General features: G+C 64.5%; 8 protein-coding genes. 2 read left to right on the top strand and 6 right to left on the bottom strand.

Going from position 1 to position 17,807, the window contains the following annotated elements:
• Positions 1-231: 231 nt before the first annotated feature.
• From NKJ08_RS28605 to hutI, 6 genes are all read right to left on the bottom strand, one after another.
• Positions 232-8,799 (bottom strand): glycoside hydrolase family 94 protein, encoded by an 8,568-nt coding sequence (locus NKJ08_RS28605; protein WP_352784496.1) that lies wholly within the window; start codon positions 8,797-8,799, stop codon positions 232-234.
• A 267-nt stretch (positions 8,800-9,066) separates the two neighbouring features.
• Positions 9,067-9,654, bottom strand: coding sequence for a HutD/Ves family protein (locus tag NKJ08_RS28600; protein WP_352776780.1), 588 nt, complete (start codon positions 9,652-9,654; stop codon positions 9,067-9,069).
• An 8-nt stretch (positions 9,655-9,662) separates the two neighbouring features.
• Positions 9,663-11,333, bottom strand: coding sequence for a urocanate hydratase (gene hutU / locus NKJ08_RS28595; protein ID WP_352525386.1), 1,671 nt, complete (start codon positions 11,331-11,333; stop codon positions 9,663-9,665).
• A 42-nt stretch (positions 11,334-11,375) separates the two neighbouring features.
• Positions 11,376-12,194, bottom strand: a complete 819-nt coding sequence (hutG, locus tag NKJ08_RS28590) for an N-formylglutamate deformylase (RefSeq protein ID WP_352525388.1) — start codon at positions 12,192-12,194, stop codon at positions 11,376-11,378.
• A 454-nt stretch (positions 12,195-12,648) separates the two neighbouring features.
• Complete coding sequence (hutH, locus tag NKJ08_RS28585) at positions 12,649-14,184, bottom strand: histidine ammonia-lyase (protein ID WP_352525390.1); 1,536 nt, start codon at positions 14,182-14,184, stop codon at positions 12,649-12,651.
• Positions 14,181-15,416 (bottom strand): imidazolonepropionase, encoded by a 1,236-nt coding sequence (hutI, locus tag NKJ08_RS28580; RefSeq protein WP_352525474.1) that lies wholly within the window; start codon positions 15,414-15,416, stop codon positions 14,181-14,183. The genes hutH and hutI overlap by 4 nt, the downstream gene beginning before the upstream one ends.
• Before the next feature lie 98 nt (positions 15,417-15,514).
• Here hutI and NKJ08_RS28575 point away from each other — a divergent pair, with 98 nt between their 5' ends.
• Entirely contained in the window at positions 15,515-16,870 is a 1,356-nt protein-coding gene (locus NKJ08_RS28575) for a formimidoylglutamate deiminase (protein ID WP_352525391.1), read from the top strand.
• Positions 16,871-16,900: 30 nt separating this feature from the next.
• Positions 16,901-17,641, top strand: coding sequence for a histidine utilization transcriptional repressor HutC (hutC, locus tag NKJ08_RS28570; RefSeq protein ID WP_352525393.1), 741 nt, complete (start codon positions 16,901-16,903; stop codon positions 17,639-17,641).
• Positions 17,642-17,807 lie beyond the last annotated feature (166 nt).

The following is a 17,807-nucleotide window of genomic DNA, read 5'->3' as shown; positions in this document are numbered from 1 at the left end:
TTTGCCGTGATCGTCTAACAGTTTGAGATAAAAGGTGAAATGTCAGCGTTGCGGCAAAATCATGGCAGCTGGAAAGCACTGCCACAATTTTAATCAGTAAAAACCTTGAGCACGACATCCAAAGTCGAATGCAGGCATTCAGCAAGGTCAAATGCAAATATAATCGATAGAGAGACTTGGAGCGCCGTGCGTTCCCTGACGAACCGCAAGGGACGCTCCAACCCCTTGAATCTAGGCCGGTATTCTGACGATCACCTCGGCATTGTCTCCGGCTTTTGGCTCGAAGGACGAAGATTTGGTCTTCGTGCCATTCACTTCAAGTGAGATGGTCCGGGCCTTTTTGTCGCGGACGACGCGTACCTTGATCTCGGCGCCCAGCATCTTCAGGGTCGCCGTATAGCCGTCCCAATGGCTGGGAAGTCTCGGCGTGAATTGAATGCGCTGTCCGCGGCGCTCTATGCCGAGAACGCTCTCGACCGCCGCGCGATAAAGCCAGCCCGCCGAACCGGTATACCAGGTCCAGCCGCCGCGGCCGCCCTTGTCTTGCCCGGAATAGACGTCGGCCGCGACGATGTAGGGTTCGACCCGATAGCGCTCTGCCGCGGCTTCATCGAGCGCATGGTTGACCGGGTTGAGCATCGAAAGGCAGCGGTAGGCATCGTCGGTGCGACCCATCTCGGCGAGCGCAATGACGAACCACGTCGCCGCGTGCGTGTATTGGCCGCCGTTTTCACGGACACCCGGCGGATAGCTCTTGATGTAGCCCGGGTCCTTTTCCGTCCTGGAGAAGGGCGGGGTGAACAGTTTGACGATCTTGAGCTCGTCATCGACGAGCACTTTCATCGCCTGCCCCATTGCCGTCGTCGACCGCGCAGCGTCGCCCTCGCCCGAAAGCACGCTCCAGGACTGGGCGATCGAGTCGATCTTGCACTCGTCCGAATTGCGCGAGCCGAGCGGCGTGCCGTCGTCGAAGCTGCCGCGCCGATACCACTCGCCATCCCACGCCGTGCTTTCCAGCGCCCGCTTCAGCACCTCGGCGTGCTTCGTCCAGGCTTGCGCGCGCTTGGCGTCGCCCTGCGCCTTGGCGACAGCGGCAAAGTCGCCCAGCGTCTTCAGCAGGAACCAGCCCAGCCATACGCTCTCGCCCTTGCCGTGCTCGCCGACGCGGTTCATGCCGTCGTTCCAGTCGCCGCCCAGGATCAGCGGCAGCCCGGCCGGACTGCTGCGCTTGACGGCAAGATCGAGCGCTCGCGCGCAATGGTCATAGAGCGAGGCTGTCTTCTTCGAGATTTCCGGGATGAAGAAAGCATCGTGCTCGCCTTCGCCCAGCGCCTGCCCCTCGATGAAGGGCAGTTGCTCCTTCAGGATCGCGGTGTCGCCGGTCACCAGCATGTAGCGCGCCGTGGCGTGGGCCAGCCAGACCACGTCGTCCGAGATCATGGTGCGGACGCCTGCCTCGGTGCGCGGCAGCCACCAATGCTGCACGTCGCCTTCGGGAAATTGCCGCCGCGCCGCGTTGAGGATCTGATCACGCGCCAGCTGGGGGTCATGGGCCAGCAAGGCCAAGGTGTCCTGCAACTGATCGCGGAAGCCGAAGGCACCGCTCGCCTGATAGAACGCAGAGCGAGCACGGATGCGGCAGGCCAGGCTCTGATAGGGCAGCCAGTGATTGACCATGGCGTCGAGTGCCTTGTCCGGCGTCTCGACCTGGATGGTGTCGAGAAAGCCGCGCCATGTGCGCTCGTTGTCGGCCAGCCGCTGATCGAAATCCCTGGAGCGATGGGTCTGCACCAGTGCGCTGGCCTCCTCGGGCGAGGCTGCGTCGCCGAGCAGCCAGAGCAGCGTGACGTCGCCACCGGCAGCGATGTCGATGTCGCGTGCGATGGCCGCGCAGGGATCGTCGCCGGCCTCGACACGGCCCGACAGGCCGGCGCCGCTCAGCACGGCATGCGGAAACTCGCTGGTACCCAGCCTGCCAATGAATTCACCGCGGTCGGCGGTGACCGAATGCACGGCGCCGTCGGTGGCCAGGAAGGCGATCCGCTCGCCGAAATCGAGCCCATAGGGATTTTGCGCCAGCAATGCGCCGGTTGCGGCATCCCTGGACGGAACGATGCTTGCGGCGGTGCGCGAACGATGGCCGCCAAGAACCCACTCCGCATAGGCATAGACGCGCAGCCGCATCGGCACCGATCCCGAATTCTGGATGCGCAGCCGCGATATCTTCACCGGATCGACGGGATCGACGACATGGGTCAGGTCCATCGACAGCGGCCCGCGCTTTGAACGGAACGTCGAAAAACCCTGCCCGTGCCAGGTTTCGTAGGTCATTGTCGGGTCACGCACCATGGCGGCCAGCGGCGAGAACGCTTTGCCACTGGCGTGATCGTAGATGTAGATGCCCTCGCCCGGCCGGTTGGTGACCGGATCGTTCGACCATGGCGTCAATTGATAGTCGCGACTGTTGCGGCTCCAGGTGAAGGCAGCGCCTTCAGCCGAAATGTGGAACCCGAACGATGGGTTGGAGATGACGTTGATCCATGGCTGCGGCGTCGTACGCCGGCCGGCAAGACGCACGACGTAGTGGCGTCCGCCGCCATCGAAGCCGCCGAAACCGTTCCATTGGTCGAGCCCGCTGCCGTCGACGCGGCCCTCGATCAGTGCCTGGGCGGCAAACGCTTGCGCCGTCGGCACCGGCAAGGACGGCTCGCGAAGTGCTGCAAAGTCGGCCGGCTGAAGGGCGTCTCGCGCCTGCAGTGCCGCGGCCTCGGCGCGCTCGATCTGGTCGAAGATGGTGCCGTTGCGCGTATGCAGCACCACCCGGGCGACGGCGAGCAAGGTCTTGTAGGTCGTTTCCTCCATCAGGTCGCGGCGCACCGCGAAGATATGCTGGCGGGGTCCGAGTTCCTTGCCGCGCAACCGGCTGTTTTCGCAGAGCGTCTCGACCGCGCGCTGCAGGTCCTGGACGTAGGACGACGCTTGCTCGTTGACGACGACAAAATCGATCATCATGCCGCGGGCGCGCATGTATTCCTGGAAGCGAAGCGCCTGGGCGACGATCTCCAGATCGGCGACATCGGCGATCCTGACCAGGAAAATCGGAAAATCGCCGGATATGCTGGTCGGCCACAGACTGGACTGCCTGCCGAGGCCGGAGGCGATGGATTCGCCGGGAAGGCGCAGGAACGGATCGGGATAGATCAGATAGCGCGCCAGCTTCTGCACATTGGCGGCATCGGACAGGCTGAGGCCGAGGTGACGGGTCTGCACCTGCGAGCGCGTCCAGGCGAGCATCGCCTGGCGGGCGAAGCTTTCAGGATGGTCGAGCCGCGCGATGGCGGCGTCCAGCTCGGCGCGATCGGTGCCGACGACGGTCCAGAAGGTCAGCGAAATCTTCTTGTTGGCTGGCACACGCACCTGCCGGCGAAGCGAGGCGATCGGATCCAAGGTGAAACCGGAATGGCCGCCAAGCTTGGCGCCGGGATCAAAGGCAGCCGCGTCCGTGATGGTGCGGCCACGGCCGATGAAGGCGCGCCTGTCGGTTTCCGCTTCGGCGTCGCGCGCCGATCCAGACGGATCGGTGACGAAATGCACCATGGTGACGTCGGGTTCGTCCTTTTCGCGCTTGCGCCTCGTGGCGAAGATTGCGCCGTTGTTCGGCGCGATCTCGGTTTCCACGAACATCTTCGAAAAGGCCGGATGGGCATTGTCCGACGGCTCGGAGCCCAACACCAGTTCGGCAAATGAAGTCACTTCGATGTGGCGGTCGGCAGCGCCGTCATTGTAGAGCGTCACCCGCCGGCCCTCGCCATTGCCTTCCGAGATGACGATGCACTCGACCTCCGAACGCAGCGACCCTACCGATTTGACGAAGCTCGCCTTGTCGTCGGAAAACAGCGTCTGCACGCGCTCGTCGGCGGCACGCTTCGGCTCGGCTGTGGCCGACCACCAGTCGCCATTGCTGGCGTCGCGCAGGAAGATATAGGAGCCAAGGCGGTCCTCGGTCGGATCCGGCTGCCAGCGCGTGACGGCAAGTTCGCCCCAGCGGCTGTAGCCCGAACCGGTGGCAGTGGCCATGACCGAGTAGCGGCCGTTGGACATGACACTGGTCGAGCGCAGCGCCCTGAGCGGATCGAGCACAATGCGCGTATCCGGGCTCTCGAGCTCGGTCTCGTCCTTCGAGCGCTCGTCGGCCTCGGTCCTGACGGTCGCGGTCGGGATGTCGCGCGGCGCCCTTTCCTGCAGCAGCAATTCGGCCGACTCGATCACCGGATCGCTGTGGAAGCGATCGCGCAGGCGCCCCTCGAAGATCGCATCGGCAACGGCGGCGATCGACATGCCGGAGTGGTGGGCCATGTAGTTCAGCACGACGGCGTGGTCGGTGCCTTCGGGGACGCGCTGCGGCGTGAAATCCACCGCGTCGTAAAAGCCATGCCGGCCAAGTGCGCCCAGCCGCCTCAGCCTGGCTAGGTTCTGCACGGATTCGCGTGGCGTGAACTGCGCTGCCAGCACGGTCGCGTAAGGCGCGATCACCGTGTTTTGGCCAAGACCGCGCTTCAGGCCGAGCCCGGGCACGCCGAAATTGGTGTACTGATAGGTCAGTTCGCGGTCGCGGGCGTTGTAGGCCGCTTCCGAAATCCCCCAAGGAACGTTCTTCGAACGGCCATACTGGATCTGGCGCTTGATGATGAGCTTGCTGGTCTGGTTGAGAATGCTGCCTTGCGGCTCCTTCATCACCAGCGGCGGCATCAGATATTCGAACATCGAGCCGGACCAGGACATCAGTGCGCCCTGGAAGCCGATCTCGACGATCGGCCGGCCGAGCCGGAACCAGTGCTCGGTCGGCAAATCGCCCTTGGCGATGGCGAACAGGCTGGTCAGCCGCGCCTCGGAGGCCAAAAGGTCGTAGCAGCTTTCGTCGAGCTGATGCTCCTCGACCCGGTAACCGATCGACAAGAGCTTGCGTTCGGGCCGCATCAGGAACGAGAAATCCATCTCGAAGGCGAAACGGCGAGTGCGCTCGCGCAAGGTCAGAAGCTTGGCCCGCAATGCCGCGACGGCGTTTTCGTCGCTGTGCGCGTCGTGCACATGCGCCTCGCAGGTGGCTTCGAGCCTGGCCGCCCAATCGGCGATCGTGTCGCTCTGGGTCGATGCGGCCTCGGTGTGGATGGCTGTCGCGAGCTTGCGTATCTCGCCGGCCAGGACGGCCAGGTTGATAGTGCGGATCGACGCCATCTCTGGCTGCGCCTTGATCAAATCCACCGCCCGCCGCATGCCGTCGAGACGGTCGGCGAGCCGCTGGCGCAAGGGCCGCAATTGACGCCGGTCGTCGGGCAGTTCCTCAAGGCTTTCGTCGAGGATGGTGACGGTGTCGAGGATGCCTTCGAAGTCGCCCTGCACATGGACCGACGGTGCTTCCGCCCATTCGGCGCAGGCAGCGGCTACGGCCACCAGGTGCCCGGCGAGATTGCCGCTGTCGACGGCCGAAATGTAGAGTGGATAGAGCGGCTTCAACGTCGTGGTGTCGTACCAGTTGAAGAGATGGCCGCGGTCGCGCGGCATGCTCTCGATGGTCGACATGGTCGCGTCGATGCGGTTGACGGCGTCGGAGAGGCTGATCCAGCCGAAATCGCGTGCCGAAATCACGGACAGGAGGTAGACGCCGATATTGGTCGGCGAGGTGCGGGGCGCCACCACGGGGGCCGGGCTCTCCTGGAAATTATCCGGCGGCAGATGGTGATGCTCGGCCGTCACGAAGGTCTCGAAATAATGCCATGTACGCCGCGCCACGGTGCGCAGCGCGTGAATGTCGGCCGCCGATATGCGCAGGCGGTCCTCGGTTTCGGCCGAACGGCTGATCCAGCAGGCGATGGCGGGCGAGCCGATCCAGAACAAGGCGAAGAAGAAGGCGACGAAGGCCCCGGTGGAATCGGCCAGCACCGGGACCGCGAGGCCGACGACGCCGATGATCACCGCCCCGTACATGATGCTGTAATAGGAGCCGAGATCGTTGTCGCCGCCCTTGTGTGCCTGCGAGGCGGTGCGCCATTCGAGCAGGTTCTGGCGGCTGACGAACAGGCGGTAGAGCGTGCGGATGACCGCGTCGCCCATCATCCAGGCAAGGTGCGCCATCAGCACGATCTTCAGTGCCACCAGGGCGGTACCGAAGGCAACGTCGCGCGCCAATGCCGAGAAATGGCCGCGCGGCGTCTGGTCGCCGCTCTTCGGCAGGATGGCGTTGACGATGTCGAAAGTGGGCGCCATGAACAGCGTAAGGATCAGCAGCGCCTGCCATTGCGCGGCCTGCGTGAAGGGCAGCAGCGTCCAGCCGGCGATCGCGGCCATCACCCAGAAGATCGGCGTCAGCGAGCGGCGCAGATTGTCGACCATCTTCCAGCGCGACAGCGCCGGCACGCTTGAGCGCGGGCCGAGGATGAAGCCCAGAAGCTGCCAGTCGCCGCGTGCCCAGCGATGGTGGCGCGATGCGTCGACCGAATAGCGGGTCGGATAGTCCTCGACCAGTTCGACGTCGGTGACCAAAGCCGATCGCGCCAGCGCGCCTTCGAGCAGATCGTGGCTGAGGATGGTGTTTTCCTCGATACGGCCCTTCAGCGCCGCCTCGAAGGCATCGACATGGTAGAGACCTTTGCCGGTGAAGGAGCCGTCGCCGAAGATGTCCTGGTAGAGGTCCGAGACGGCGAAGACGTACGGATCGAGCCCGCGATTGGCGGAAAACACGCGCTGGAAGAACGATGCCTCGTCGCCACTGGTCAGCGACGCGGTGATGCGCGGCTGCAGGATGGAATAGCCTGCCGTAACCTCGCGCCGTGCCGCGTCGAAATGCGGACGGTTGAGCGGGTGGCAAAGCTTGCCGACCAGCGCAGCGACGGCGTCGCGGGTGGTGCGGGTGTCGGCGTCCAGCGTCATCACGTGGACGACGTTCTCCGGCAATGGCATTTCCAGTGGCAGGAAGGTGGTGTCGCTGTCGCCGCGCAGCAGAAGGTTCAACTCGTGCAGCTTGCCGCGCTTGCGCTCCCAACCCATCCAGACGCCTTGCGACGCGTTGTAGAGCCGGCGCCGATGCAGCAGATAAAAGCGCGGCGCGCCTTCCGAGGGATAGCGGGCGTTCAGCCTGGCGATTTCGGCGCGGGCGAATTCGAGGATTTCGACATCCGCCGTATCGATCTCGGTCTTGCTGTCCGGCCAGTCGGAAAGCAGCGCGAAATAGATCTCACCCGCCGTGTTGGCAAGGTGATGCACTTCGATGTTGCGGATGTTCTCCTCGACATCGTCGCGCGAGCCGATCAGCGACGGCACCACCACCAGCGTGCGCGCCTCGGACGGCACCCCGTGCCTGAAATCATAGCCGATGAGACGCGTAGGCTTCAAAAACAGCGAGACGACGGTGTTGAAGAATGCGAGCGCGCCTTCGCTGGCCGGCACCGCGAACAGGGCCAGCATCAAGACGATAGGTGGCACCGACAGGCCGAGATTGGCGAGCGCATTGCCGGAAACGACCAGAAGCAGGACCGTCAGCGCAAACACCGGCACGACGATGCCCAGCCATCCGGTCTTGCGGAACGTCCGGTTGATCGTCTTGCCGATGGTCGGCCGGTAGCCGATCGACCGCTCGAGCTCCGTCCGGCGCGGGCCGACCAGAAAGAAGCCGACGTCGGTGTGAGCGATCGGACCAGTTTCGGAGCCCGGTGCATCGGCAGCATGGCCGGCGAGTTCGATCGCCCTTTCGGCAACGCGAAATTCGGAAAGATCGGAACGGCGTGCCAGCTCCTCGATCGCAGTCCGATATTGGTCACGCGAAAAGAAATCGAGCGCCGCAAAATCGGTGCGCTCGCGCAGCAAGGTGTCGATGCGGCTGACGCCCTCGAACCACACCGTCCAGTCGATGTCGTTGATGAGGCGCAGGCCACGGATGATGTTGCCGGTGGTCACATTGCCGCTGGACAGCGTGCGGTGCTCGCTGAGGATGATTTCCTCGGCGTCGGAGCCGGTCCTTTCAAGTTCGCCCTCCAGCCATTCCAGCGCCCTGCCGGCATTTTGCGAGCCGTCGCGCAGCCGGTAGAGCAACTGGGTGGCGAAGGTGGTGTCCTGCGCATGGGCGCTGTAGCTGGAAAGTATCGCCTGCCGGTCGGCGCTGTCGTCCGTCGCCAGCACACGGTCGGCGACCTCGTTGGCGATCTGGCGCAACTCCCGCGTGCGATTGACGCGGACCGCGATCCGGCGAAGATTCTCGATCAGGACGAAGCGCAGCAGCGACGGCAGCGCCCATAGTTCGCCGATCTTCAGCGGCTCGACGGACTGGAAGCCTTCGACGATCGCCTTGAACATGGCCGACGAGACGGAACTGTCGGAATGGGCGACATAGGTCCATGCGACCGCCAGTGCGCGCGGCACGCTGGATCCGTCGGACAGTTTCAGCGTCGGTAACTGGCGGTAGAAGCGGCGCGGCAGGTCGCGCTTGACCTGGAAAATGGTCTCCTCGACCAGGTAGTTGTTGTCGAGCAGCCACTGTGCCGCAGGCGTGATCGTTTCGCCCCTCGCCTGTGCGGCGTTGGTGGAACGGTAGACATCGAGAATCTTCTTGGCGCTGTCGCGGATGCGCGCCTGAAAATCGAAAGGCGTCAGACCGAACAAATCCTTGGCATCGCCATTGGCAAGGGCTGAGCCCAACGCTCGCAGCCGATCTTCCGGCAGGAAATTGGAGCGTATCGGCTCGTCGGTGACAGCTGGGAAGCTGGCGCTCGTCTTTTCGATCTGTGCGAGATTGGTCTGGATATTCATCTAAGGTTCCGTGTTGGGGACGCAGTGCGGCGTCACCGCCACGGCAATGTCCCTAAAACCGGTCCAAATGCAATTGGTTGCATCGCAACACTTGGCCGAAAGTTTGTTTCCGCACTACGACAAGGTGTCGTCTTTCGACAACTTCCAGGCGAGCACTCCGAGCATCGTTTCGGCTTCTGATCGGCGGAAGATTCAGGCTTTTTCGTGATGCCGGGACCAGCTTACGCGATATTTGGCCGGCATCGCGATCATGTTTGGAAACAGGCGTTAATCGTTGCCGGCAATGCGGTCGATGCGGATCACGAACAGCATCGCCGGCCGGACGGGGTCCAGACGCAGTTCCGGTGCTTCCGGTCCGAGCAACAATGTATCGAGCGGCCCCAGTTGCGCGGGTGCCGCGCCGGCCACCCTGAACCCGCCGTCGACGCACAGGATGAGCGTCGCATCGGCGTCAGCCCGGATTTCCGTCGGAGCCGAAATCAGAAGGCGCTCGACCGTGTGGATCGCCCGGGCGCGGCGGGTCATGACGTTAAGATCGGTGATCGGACCGGCGATCAGCGTGGCTTGCGTCGGCACGTCGGCCGGAAAGGCAAGCGGTGCGGAAGCCTTGGTGACTTCGACCGGCAGCCGGCCGGCGATATCGAGGACCATGCCCTCGCCTTCCAGCACGGCCAAGGTCCGGTCGATGCCGGCAAAGCCGGAGAACGGCCCGCTGTCCTCGACGCGCGCCATCGAGACGCGCCAGTCGAAATCATCGAGTCCGGCGCCTGACGGCGAAACGGCAATCTCCGTCGTCACCCCGCCGCCATTCTTCCACGGCATTGACCGGTATTCGGCTGCCCGAAGGATGTGCAAGGCGCGGCTCAGCCCAATATGCCGGGCAGGTTGAGCTGGTTCTCCCTGGCGCACTCGATCGCGATGTCGTAGCCGGCATCGGCGTGGCGCATGACGCCGGTTGCCGGGTCGTTCCACAAGACCCGTTCCAGGCGCTTGGCCGCTTCGCGCGTGCCGTCGGCGACGATGACCATGCCGGCATGCTGCGAGAAGCCCATGCCGACGCCGCCGCCATGGTGCAACGATACCCAGGTGGCGCCGGAAGCGGTGTTGAGCAGGGCGTTGAGCAGCGGCCAGTCGGAGACGGCATCCGAGCCGTCCTTCATCGATTCCGTCTCGCGGTTCGGCGAGGCGACCGAGCCGGAATCGAGGTGGTCGCGACCGATGACCACCGGCGCCTTCAGTTCGCCCGTGGCGACCATCTCGTTGAAGGCGAGGCCGAGCCGGTGGCGGTCGCCAAGGCCGACCCAGCAGATGCGCGCCGGCAGCCCCTGGAAGGCGATACGCTCACGCGCCATGTCGAGCCAATTGTGCAGATGGGTATTGCCGGGCGTCAGCTCGCGCACCTTGGCGTCGGTCTTGTAGATATCCTCGGGATCGCCGGAAAGTGCTGCCCAGCGGAACGGGCCGATGCCGCGGCAAAACAGCGGACGGATATAGGCCGGCACGAAGCCCGGGAAGGCAAAGGCGTTCTCGAACCCCTCCTCCTTCGCCACCTGGCGGATGTTGTTGCCGTAGTCGAGCGTCGGCACGCCGGCGTTCCAGAACGCCACCATCGCCTCGACATGCTCGCGCATCGACGCGCGGGCAGCTCTTTCAACGGCCTTCGGGTCGGACGTCCGTTTCTCGCGCCATTCGGCCAGCGACCAGCCCTTGGGCAAATAGCCATTGAGCGGATCATGCGCCGAGGTCTGGTCGGTGACGATGTCGGGGCGCACGCCGCGCCGCACCAGTTCCGGCACGATGTCGGCGGTGTTGCCGACCAGGCCGACCGATTTTGCCTCGCCGGCTTTGGTCCAGCGCCCGATCTTTTCCAGAGCCTCGTCGAGCGTGTCGGCACGCTCATCGACATAACGGGTGCGCAGCCGGAAATCGATGCGGTCGGGATCGCATTCTACTGCCAAGCAGCAGGCGCCGGCCATGACCGCGGCCAGCGGCTGGGCGCCGCCCATGCCGCCGAGGCCGCCGGTCAGGATCCATTTGCCCTTGAGATTGCCGCCGTAATGCTGGCGGCCGGCCTCGACGAAGGTCTCGTAGGTGCCCTGCACGATGCCTTGCGTGCCGATGTATATCCACGAGCCGGCCGTCATCTGACCGTACATCATCAGGCCCTTCTTATCGAGCTCGTTGAATTTCTCCCATGTCGCCCAGTGCGGCACGAGGTTCGAATTGGCGATCAGCACGCGCGGCGCATCAGGATGAGTGCGGAACACGCCGACCGGCTTGCCGGATTGCACCAAAAGCGTCTCGTCGTCTCCAAGCGTCTTCAGGGAGGCAACGATGCGATCGAAATCGTTCCAGGTGCGCGCCGCCCGGCCGATGCCGCCATAAACGACTAGTTCATTGGGGTTTTCGGCGACGTCGGGGTCAAGATTGTTCATCAGCATGCGCAACGGCGCTTCCGTCAGCCAGGTGCGGGCATTGAGCTCGCTGCCGCGCGGGCTGCGCACTTCACGAATGTTGTGGCGAGGATCGGTCATGGCGTCATTGTCCCTTTCGAATGAGGTGCGCGGCAGCGCGCATCAGCGCTCGGTCCAGTCGATCGCGGTTTCCAGGATCTTCTTCAGCGTGACGCGGATCGGGGTCGCGAATTCGGCGTCGTAAGGCACCGGCCAATTGTCGGGTACGCCCTTGCCTTCGGGCTCGCGCAGATAGCCACGGTTGGAGAGTTCCATCTGCAGCGCGTGGACGCCGTTTTGCGGCCGGCCGAAATGGCGCGTGATCCAGCCGCCCTTGAAGCGGCCGTTGACCACGAAGCTCTCGTCGGTTGACGCCAGAATCTGCGTAACTTTCTCCTGCAGCGTCGGATCGGCGCTCTTGCCGTCATTGGTGCCGAGATTGAAGACCGGCAATGTGCCTTCGAACAGGCGCGGCAGCACCGAGCGGATCGAATGGCAGTCGTAGACGACGATCTTTCCATGCAGGGCGCGCAGCCTGTCGATCTCGGCCTGCAGGGCGGCATGATAGGGTACGAAGAATTTTGCGCGGCGTTCGTCGATCTCCGACGGTCCCGGCTCTTCACCCTCGCGGTAGAGCGGATCGCCGTCGAAAGTCTCGGTCGGGCATAGGCCGGTCGTTGTCTGGCCGGGATAGAGCGAGGCGCCGGACGGATCGCGGTTGACGTCGATGACGGTGCGCGAGATCGCCGTATGCACGACGGTCGCGCCGAGGCTCTCGGCGAAATCATAGAGCTTGTCGATCCACCAGTCGGCATCGCGGCGGCCGATCCAGGTCGAGACCAGCCGGTTGTCGAGGCCGGCCAGATCGATGCCGGTATGCGGGATCGAGACCAGCAGCGGCGCCGTGCCACGCGTTACCGTGAGCCAGGAAGGCACGGTCATAGAAGATTCTCCTGCGTTGGAGCTCTACGGCGCTCCCCTCTGCCCTGCCGGGCATCTCCCCCACGAGGGGGGAGATTGCCAGCTGCGGCGCCTCGCTCGGTCCTGCAACGATGGAGATTGGCGAAAGCCGAGACGACGGCCAATCTCCCCCCTCGTGGGGGAGATGTCCGGCAGGACAGAGGGGGGCGCGAAGGAACGCGACCTTGCGCACCGACCCCGGGAATACGGATAAGGCGAGCCGATAAAGGGAATTCGCATCTTTTTGCCGGTTGCGACGAATTTTGTTCTTGCTTTGTGCCGGCAGCTATGCTACTAATTTCAGTATGGTGCTGATTCACACCGACGACCCGCCCCCGAGGCGGGTTTTTTGTTTCCGGCTTTGAAAGTTCCGGTGTTGCCGAGCTGAGATCGGCGGGACAGCGCCCCATCGTGGCGTAACGCAGCGATAACAGTCTCATGACGTAATCCCCGGCAGCTTCACCGCGCTTGCCGCTTCCACTGCCGCGCCGCTGCGCACCATGGCGATGGCCTTCTCCATGTCTGGGTGGAAATGGCGGTCATTGTCGAGATGCGGCACCTCTGTCCTGACCAGCCGGCGCACCGCCTCCAATGCCGCACTTGATGCCAGCGGTGCTTGGAAATCGCAGCCTTGCGCCGCGGCCAGCAATTCGATGCCGATGACGGCCGTCGCATTCTCGACCATGCCGATGAGCCGGCGCGCGCCATGCGCCGCCATCGAGACATGGTCTTCCTGGTTGGCCGAGGTCGGGATCGAATCGACGCTGGCCGGATAGGCCTTCTGCTTGTTTTCCGAGACGAGCGCTGCCGCCGTGACTTGCGGGATCATGAAGCCTGAATTCAGCCCCGGCTTCGGTGTCAGAAAGGCCGGCATGCCCGACAGCGCCGGGTCGACCAGCATGGCAATGCGCCGCTCCGACAGCGAGCCGATCTCGCAGACGGCGAGCGCGATCATGTCGGCAGCGAAGGCCACCGGCTCGGCGTGGAAATTGCCGCCCGAAAGCGCAGTGTCGTCCTCGGCAAAGATCAGCGGATTGTCGGTGACGCCGTTGGCCTCGGTGCCGAGCGTGTCGGCGGCCTGACGCAGCACGCTGAGCGCGGCGCCCATCACCTGCGGCTGGCAGCGCAGGCAGTATGGATCCTGCACGCGCTCGTCGCCGACGCGGTGCGATTCACGGATGGCGCTGCCGGCCATCAAATTGCGCAACGCCTCGGCCGTCTCGATCTGGCCGGGATGTTTCCTGAGCAGATGGATGCGTGGATCGAAAGGCGCGTCGGAGCCCTTGGCGGCATCGGTCGACAGCGCCCCGGCGACCAGCGCCGACTGATAGAGCACTTCCGCTTCGAACAATGCAGCCAGCGCATAGGCGGTCGAAAACTGCGTGCCGTTGAGCAGCGCCAGGCCTTCCTTGGCGCCCAATGTCACCGGCTCCAGGCCGTGCGAGACAAAGGCGACCTTGGCCGGGAAGCGGCCATGCGGGGTAAAGCATTCGCCGACGCCGATCATCACCGCGGTCATGTGCGACAGGGGCGCGAGGTCGCCGGATGCACCGACCGAGCCTTGCGCCGGCACCACGGGAATGACGTCGTTGGCCAGCATTGCCTCGAGCAGTTCGATGGTCCGCGGCCGCACGCCGGAGGCGCCCTGCGCCAGGCTGGCCAGCTTCAGCGCCATCATCAGCCGGCAAATTGCCACCGGCATCGGCTGGCCCACGCCGGCGGCATGAGACAGCACGATATTTCGCTGCAACGTCTCCAGGTCGGCGGCCGGAATGCGGACACTGGCCAGCTTGCCGAAACCGGTATTGATGCCATAGACCGGCTCACCCTTGGCAACGATCCTGGCGACGGCCTCGGCACTGGCCTTGATCTTTGGGCGGCAGGCATCGTCGAGCTTCGGCACGGCGCCGCGATAGATGGCGCGCCAGTCGGCCAGCGTCGCATCGCCTGGCGTTAGCTTAAGTTCGGTCATTGTCCCCTCCAGATGCGGGCATGCAGCGGATTGAAGCCCATGCGGTAGACGAGCTCGGCCGGGCGCTCGATGTCCCAGATCGCCAGATCGGCGGATTTTCCGGCCTCCAGCGTGCCGGCCTGCCCAAGCAAGCCGAGCGCGCGGGCGGCTTCGCGAGTGACGCCGGCAAGGCATTCATCGACCGTCAGGCCGAACAAAGTTGCCGCCATATTCATGGTCAGCAGCAGCGAGGTCAGCGGCGAAGTGCCCGGATTGTTGTCGGTGGCGACCGCCATCCTGACGCCATGCTGGCGAAACAGGGCGATCGGCGGCTTCTTGGTCTCGCGGATGAAATAATAGGCGCCGGGCAGGATCGTCGCCACGGTTCCAGCCCTTGCCATCGCTGCAGCACCGGCTTCATCGGTATATTCGAGATGGTCGGCCGACAGGGCGCCATAGCGCGCCGCAAGTTCCGCGCCTTGGAGATTGGACAGCTGGTCTGCATGAAGCTTTACCGGCAGGCCCGCCGCCTTTGCCGCATCGAACACGCGTGCGATCTGCTCCGGCCAAAAAGCGATGCCTTCGCAAAAGCCGTCGACGGCATCGGCCAGACCCTCGGCAGCGACGGCCGGCAAAATCTCCTTTGCAACAAGGTCGATAAAGGCGTCCTTGTCACCCTTTGCTTCGGGCGGCAGCGCATGAGCGCCGAGGAAACTCGTCGTGACCGTCACCGGCCGCTCACTGCCCAGCCGTCGCGCGGCGCGCAGCGATTTCCTCTCGTTTTCGAGATCGAGGCCGTAGCCCGACTTTATTTCTATGGTGGTGACGCCTTCGGCGATCAGCGCATCGAGGCGCGGCAGCGACTGCGCGACCAGTTCGGCCTCGCTCGCCGCACGCAGCGCCGTGACCGAGGAAACGATGCCGCCGCCGGCCTTGGCGACCTCCTCATAGGTGGCGCCGGCCAGCCGCATCTCGAATTCGTTGGCGCGGTTGCCGGCGTGGATGAGATGGGTGTGGCAGTCGATCAGGCCAGGCGTGATCCAGCGGCCTTCGCAGTCGATCAGCTCGGCGTTCTCGCGGAGCGCTGCCGGCATGTCGGCTTCCGACCCGGCATAGACGATCCGGCCATCGCGCGCGGCGATTGCACCGTGCTCGACAATGCCAAGTCCGGCGCTGTTTTCGACCATGGTCGCGAGGCGCGCATTGCGCCAGAGGCGAACCTCCCCTGCCCGGCCTTTGCTCTCTCCAGCCATCATCTTTTCCGTTTCAATCGGCGGTGATTATGTATATACATATCAAAAGGCACTGCAAGCGCTATCATCGCATGGCAGACCGGGATTTGGAGAAAAACGTGACGGCGATCTTTGCGGAACAGTCGCTTTTGCCTGACGGCTGGCACAGCCATGTGCGCATCGTTGTCACCAACGGTCGTATCGCAACGGTCGAGGCCAACACCTTGCCTCTGCCTGGCGACGAACGCCATGCCATCCTGCTGCCCGGCATGCCGAACCTGCACAGCCATGCCTTCCAGCGCGGCATGGCAGGCCTTGCCGAATTGCGCGGCCCTTCCGCCGACAGTTTCTGGAGCTGGCGCGAGGTGATGTACCGCTTTGCACTGTCGATGACCCCGGACCAGGTCGAGGCGGTTGCAGCCCAACTCTATGTCGAGATGCTGGAGGCAGGGTTCTCGCGGGTCGGCGAGTTTCACTATCTGCACCATGACCGTGACGGCCAGCCCTATGCCGACATCGCCGAGATGGCGGAGCGCATCGTTGCTGCAGCTTCCGATACCGGCATCGGGCTGACGCTGCTGCCCGTGTTCTATGCGCATTCCTCTTTCGGCGGCGCTGTCCCGAATGAAGGGCAGCGGCGGTTCATCAACGATGTGAACCAGTTCTCGCGGCTTGTTGAGAAAAGCCGCGAATCCGTTCGCAGCTTGACGCAGGCCGTCGTCGGCGTCGCCCCGCACAGCTTGCGGGCCGTGACACCGGAGGAACTCGCCGCGGTCACAATGACTGCGCCGGATGGGCCGATCCACATCCATGTCGCCGAGCAGATGAAGGAGGTCGAGGACTGCCTTGCCTGGTCCGGCGCGCGGCCGGTCGAATGGCTGCTTGCCAATGCCGAGGTCGACCGGCGCTGGTGCCTGATCCACGCCACCCACATGACCGAAGCCGAGACGGTCCAAATGGCGAAAAGCGGCGCCGTTGCCGGCCTCTGCCCGATCACCGAAGCCAATCTCGGCGACGGCACCTTTGCCGCGCCGCTGTTTACGCAGCATGGCGGCCGCTTCGGCATCGGCTCGGATTCCAACGTGCTGATCGGCCTGCCCGACGAGTTGCGCCAGCTCGAATATTCGCAGCGCCTCGCCCACCGCGCCCGCAATGTCATGGCGGTTGCCGGCGGCTCGACCGGCCGCGCTTTGTTCGATGCGGCGCTCGACGGTGGCAGTGCTGCGCTGGGCGCCGGCGCTTCGCGGATCGCCGCTGGTGGCTCAGCCGATTTCGTCTCGCTCGACCACAACCATCCATCGCTGGCTGGTAAGGCAGGTGATGCAATCCTTGACGCCTGGATTTTTGCCAACGGCACCAAAGTCGATTGCGTCTGGGTGCATGGCAGGAAACTGGTCAGCGACGGCATCCATGCAAAGCGCGATGCCATTGCCGGGCGCTTCCGCAAGGTCATGACTGAACTTTCGGCCGGATGAGCCGGACCTCATTCAACGGGCAAGTGGCGCATGGGCATGATCGAGACAGTGGATAGCGGCGAGGCGCTCTCGCTACACCAGCGCATTCTGTCGGACATCAGCGAGCGGATCCTGTCCGGCGCCTGGGCGCCCGGCCACCGCATCCCGTTCGAGCATCAACTGACGGCCGAGTACAGCTGTTCGCGCATGACGGTGAACAAGGCGCTGTCGCAGCTGGCCAAGGCCGGGCTGATCGAGCGCCGCCGCCGCTCCGGCAGTTTTGTCCGCCGGCCGCAATCGCAGGCGGCCGTTCTCGAGATCCACGACATCCGGATCGAGGTCGAGGCGCTTGGCCTGCCATACCGTTATGAGCGCATGGCGCGAAACAGAAGGCGCAGCAGCGCCGACGATCGCGCGCTGCTGGAACTCGACGTCGCCGGGCCGGTGCTGGCGCTGGAATGCCGGCATTTCGCCGGCAAGCGGCCGTTCGCCCACGAGCAGCGGCTGATCAACCTGGCTGCCGTGAGCGAAGCTTCCAATGAAGAATTTGTCGACACCGCGCCCGGTCCGTGGCTGATCGGCCGCGTGCCGTGGAGTGCCGCCGAGCATCGCATCCGCGCGGTTGCCGCCGAAAAGCACATTGCCGCGGCACTCGACATCGGGACGGGCGCGCCGTGCCTGGTGATCGAGCGGCGGACATGGAGCGCCGAGCACCCCGTCACCCATGTCCGTTTCACCTACGCGGCCGAAAGCCACACACTGGTGGCACGGTTCACGCCGTCAAGGGGGTAACCCTCCCCCTCGAGGGGAGGGTCGCGGAGCAAATTGCCGCATGGCGGCATTTTGTGACGCGGGGTGGGGTCGGTGCACCCTCGCGGGGGGGCGCCCCCCCCTCCCGACAGGGCATGCGGGGAAGGCGGAGCAAGGCCCAACCCCCACCGGCGCGGGGCGGGGGGGG

The organism is Mesorhizobium sp. M0244, assembly GCF_040321795.1.
Lineage (GTDB): Bacteria > Pseudomonadota > Alphaproteobacteria > Rhizobiales > Rhizobiaceae > Mesorhizobium.
The sequence above is the reverse complement of the archived record's forward strand: the minus strand, read 5'-3'. Positions and strand labels throughout refer to the sequence as shown.

What these genes read in the sequence shown, in the direction of transcription:
- hutC (WP_352525393.1), top strand. Translation starts at nt 16,901, where the DNA reads ATGGGCATGATCGAGACAGTGGATAGCGGCGAGGCGCTCTCGCTACAC.
- hutI (WP_352525474.1), bottom strand. Translation starts at nt 15,416, where the DNA reads ATGGCTGGAGAGAGCAAAGGCCGGGCAGGGGAGGTTCGCCTCTGGCGC.
- NKJ08_RS28605 (WP_352784496.1), bottom strand. Translation starts at nt 8,799, where the DNA reads ATGAATATCCAGACCAATCTCGCACAGATCGAAAAGACGAGCGCCAGC.
- hutH (WP_352525390.1), bottom strand. Translation starts at nt 14,184, where the DNA reads ATGACCGAACTTAAGCTAACGCCAGGCGATGCGACGCTGGCCGACTGG.
- hutG (WP_352525388.1), bottom strand. Translation starts at nt 12,194, where the DNA reads ATGACCGTGCCTTCCTGGCTCACGGTAACGCGTGGCACGGCGCCGCTG.
- hutU (WP_352525386.1), bottom strand. Translation starts at nt 11,333, where the DNA reads ATGACCGATCCTCGCCACAACATTCGTGAAGTGCGCAGCCCGCGCGGC.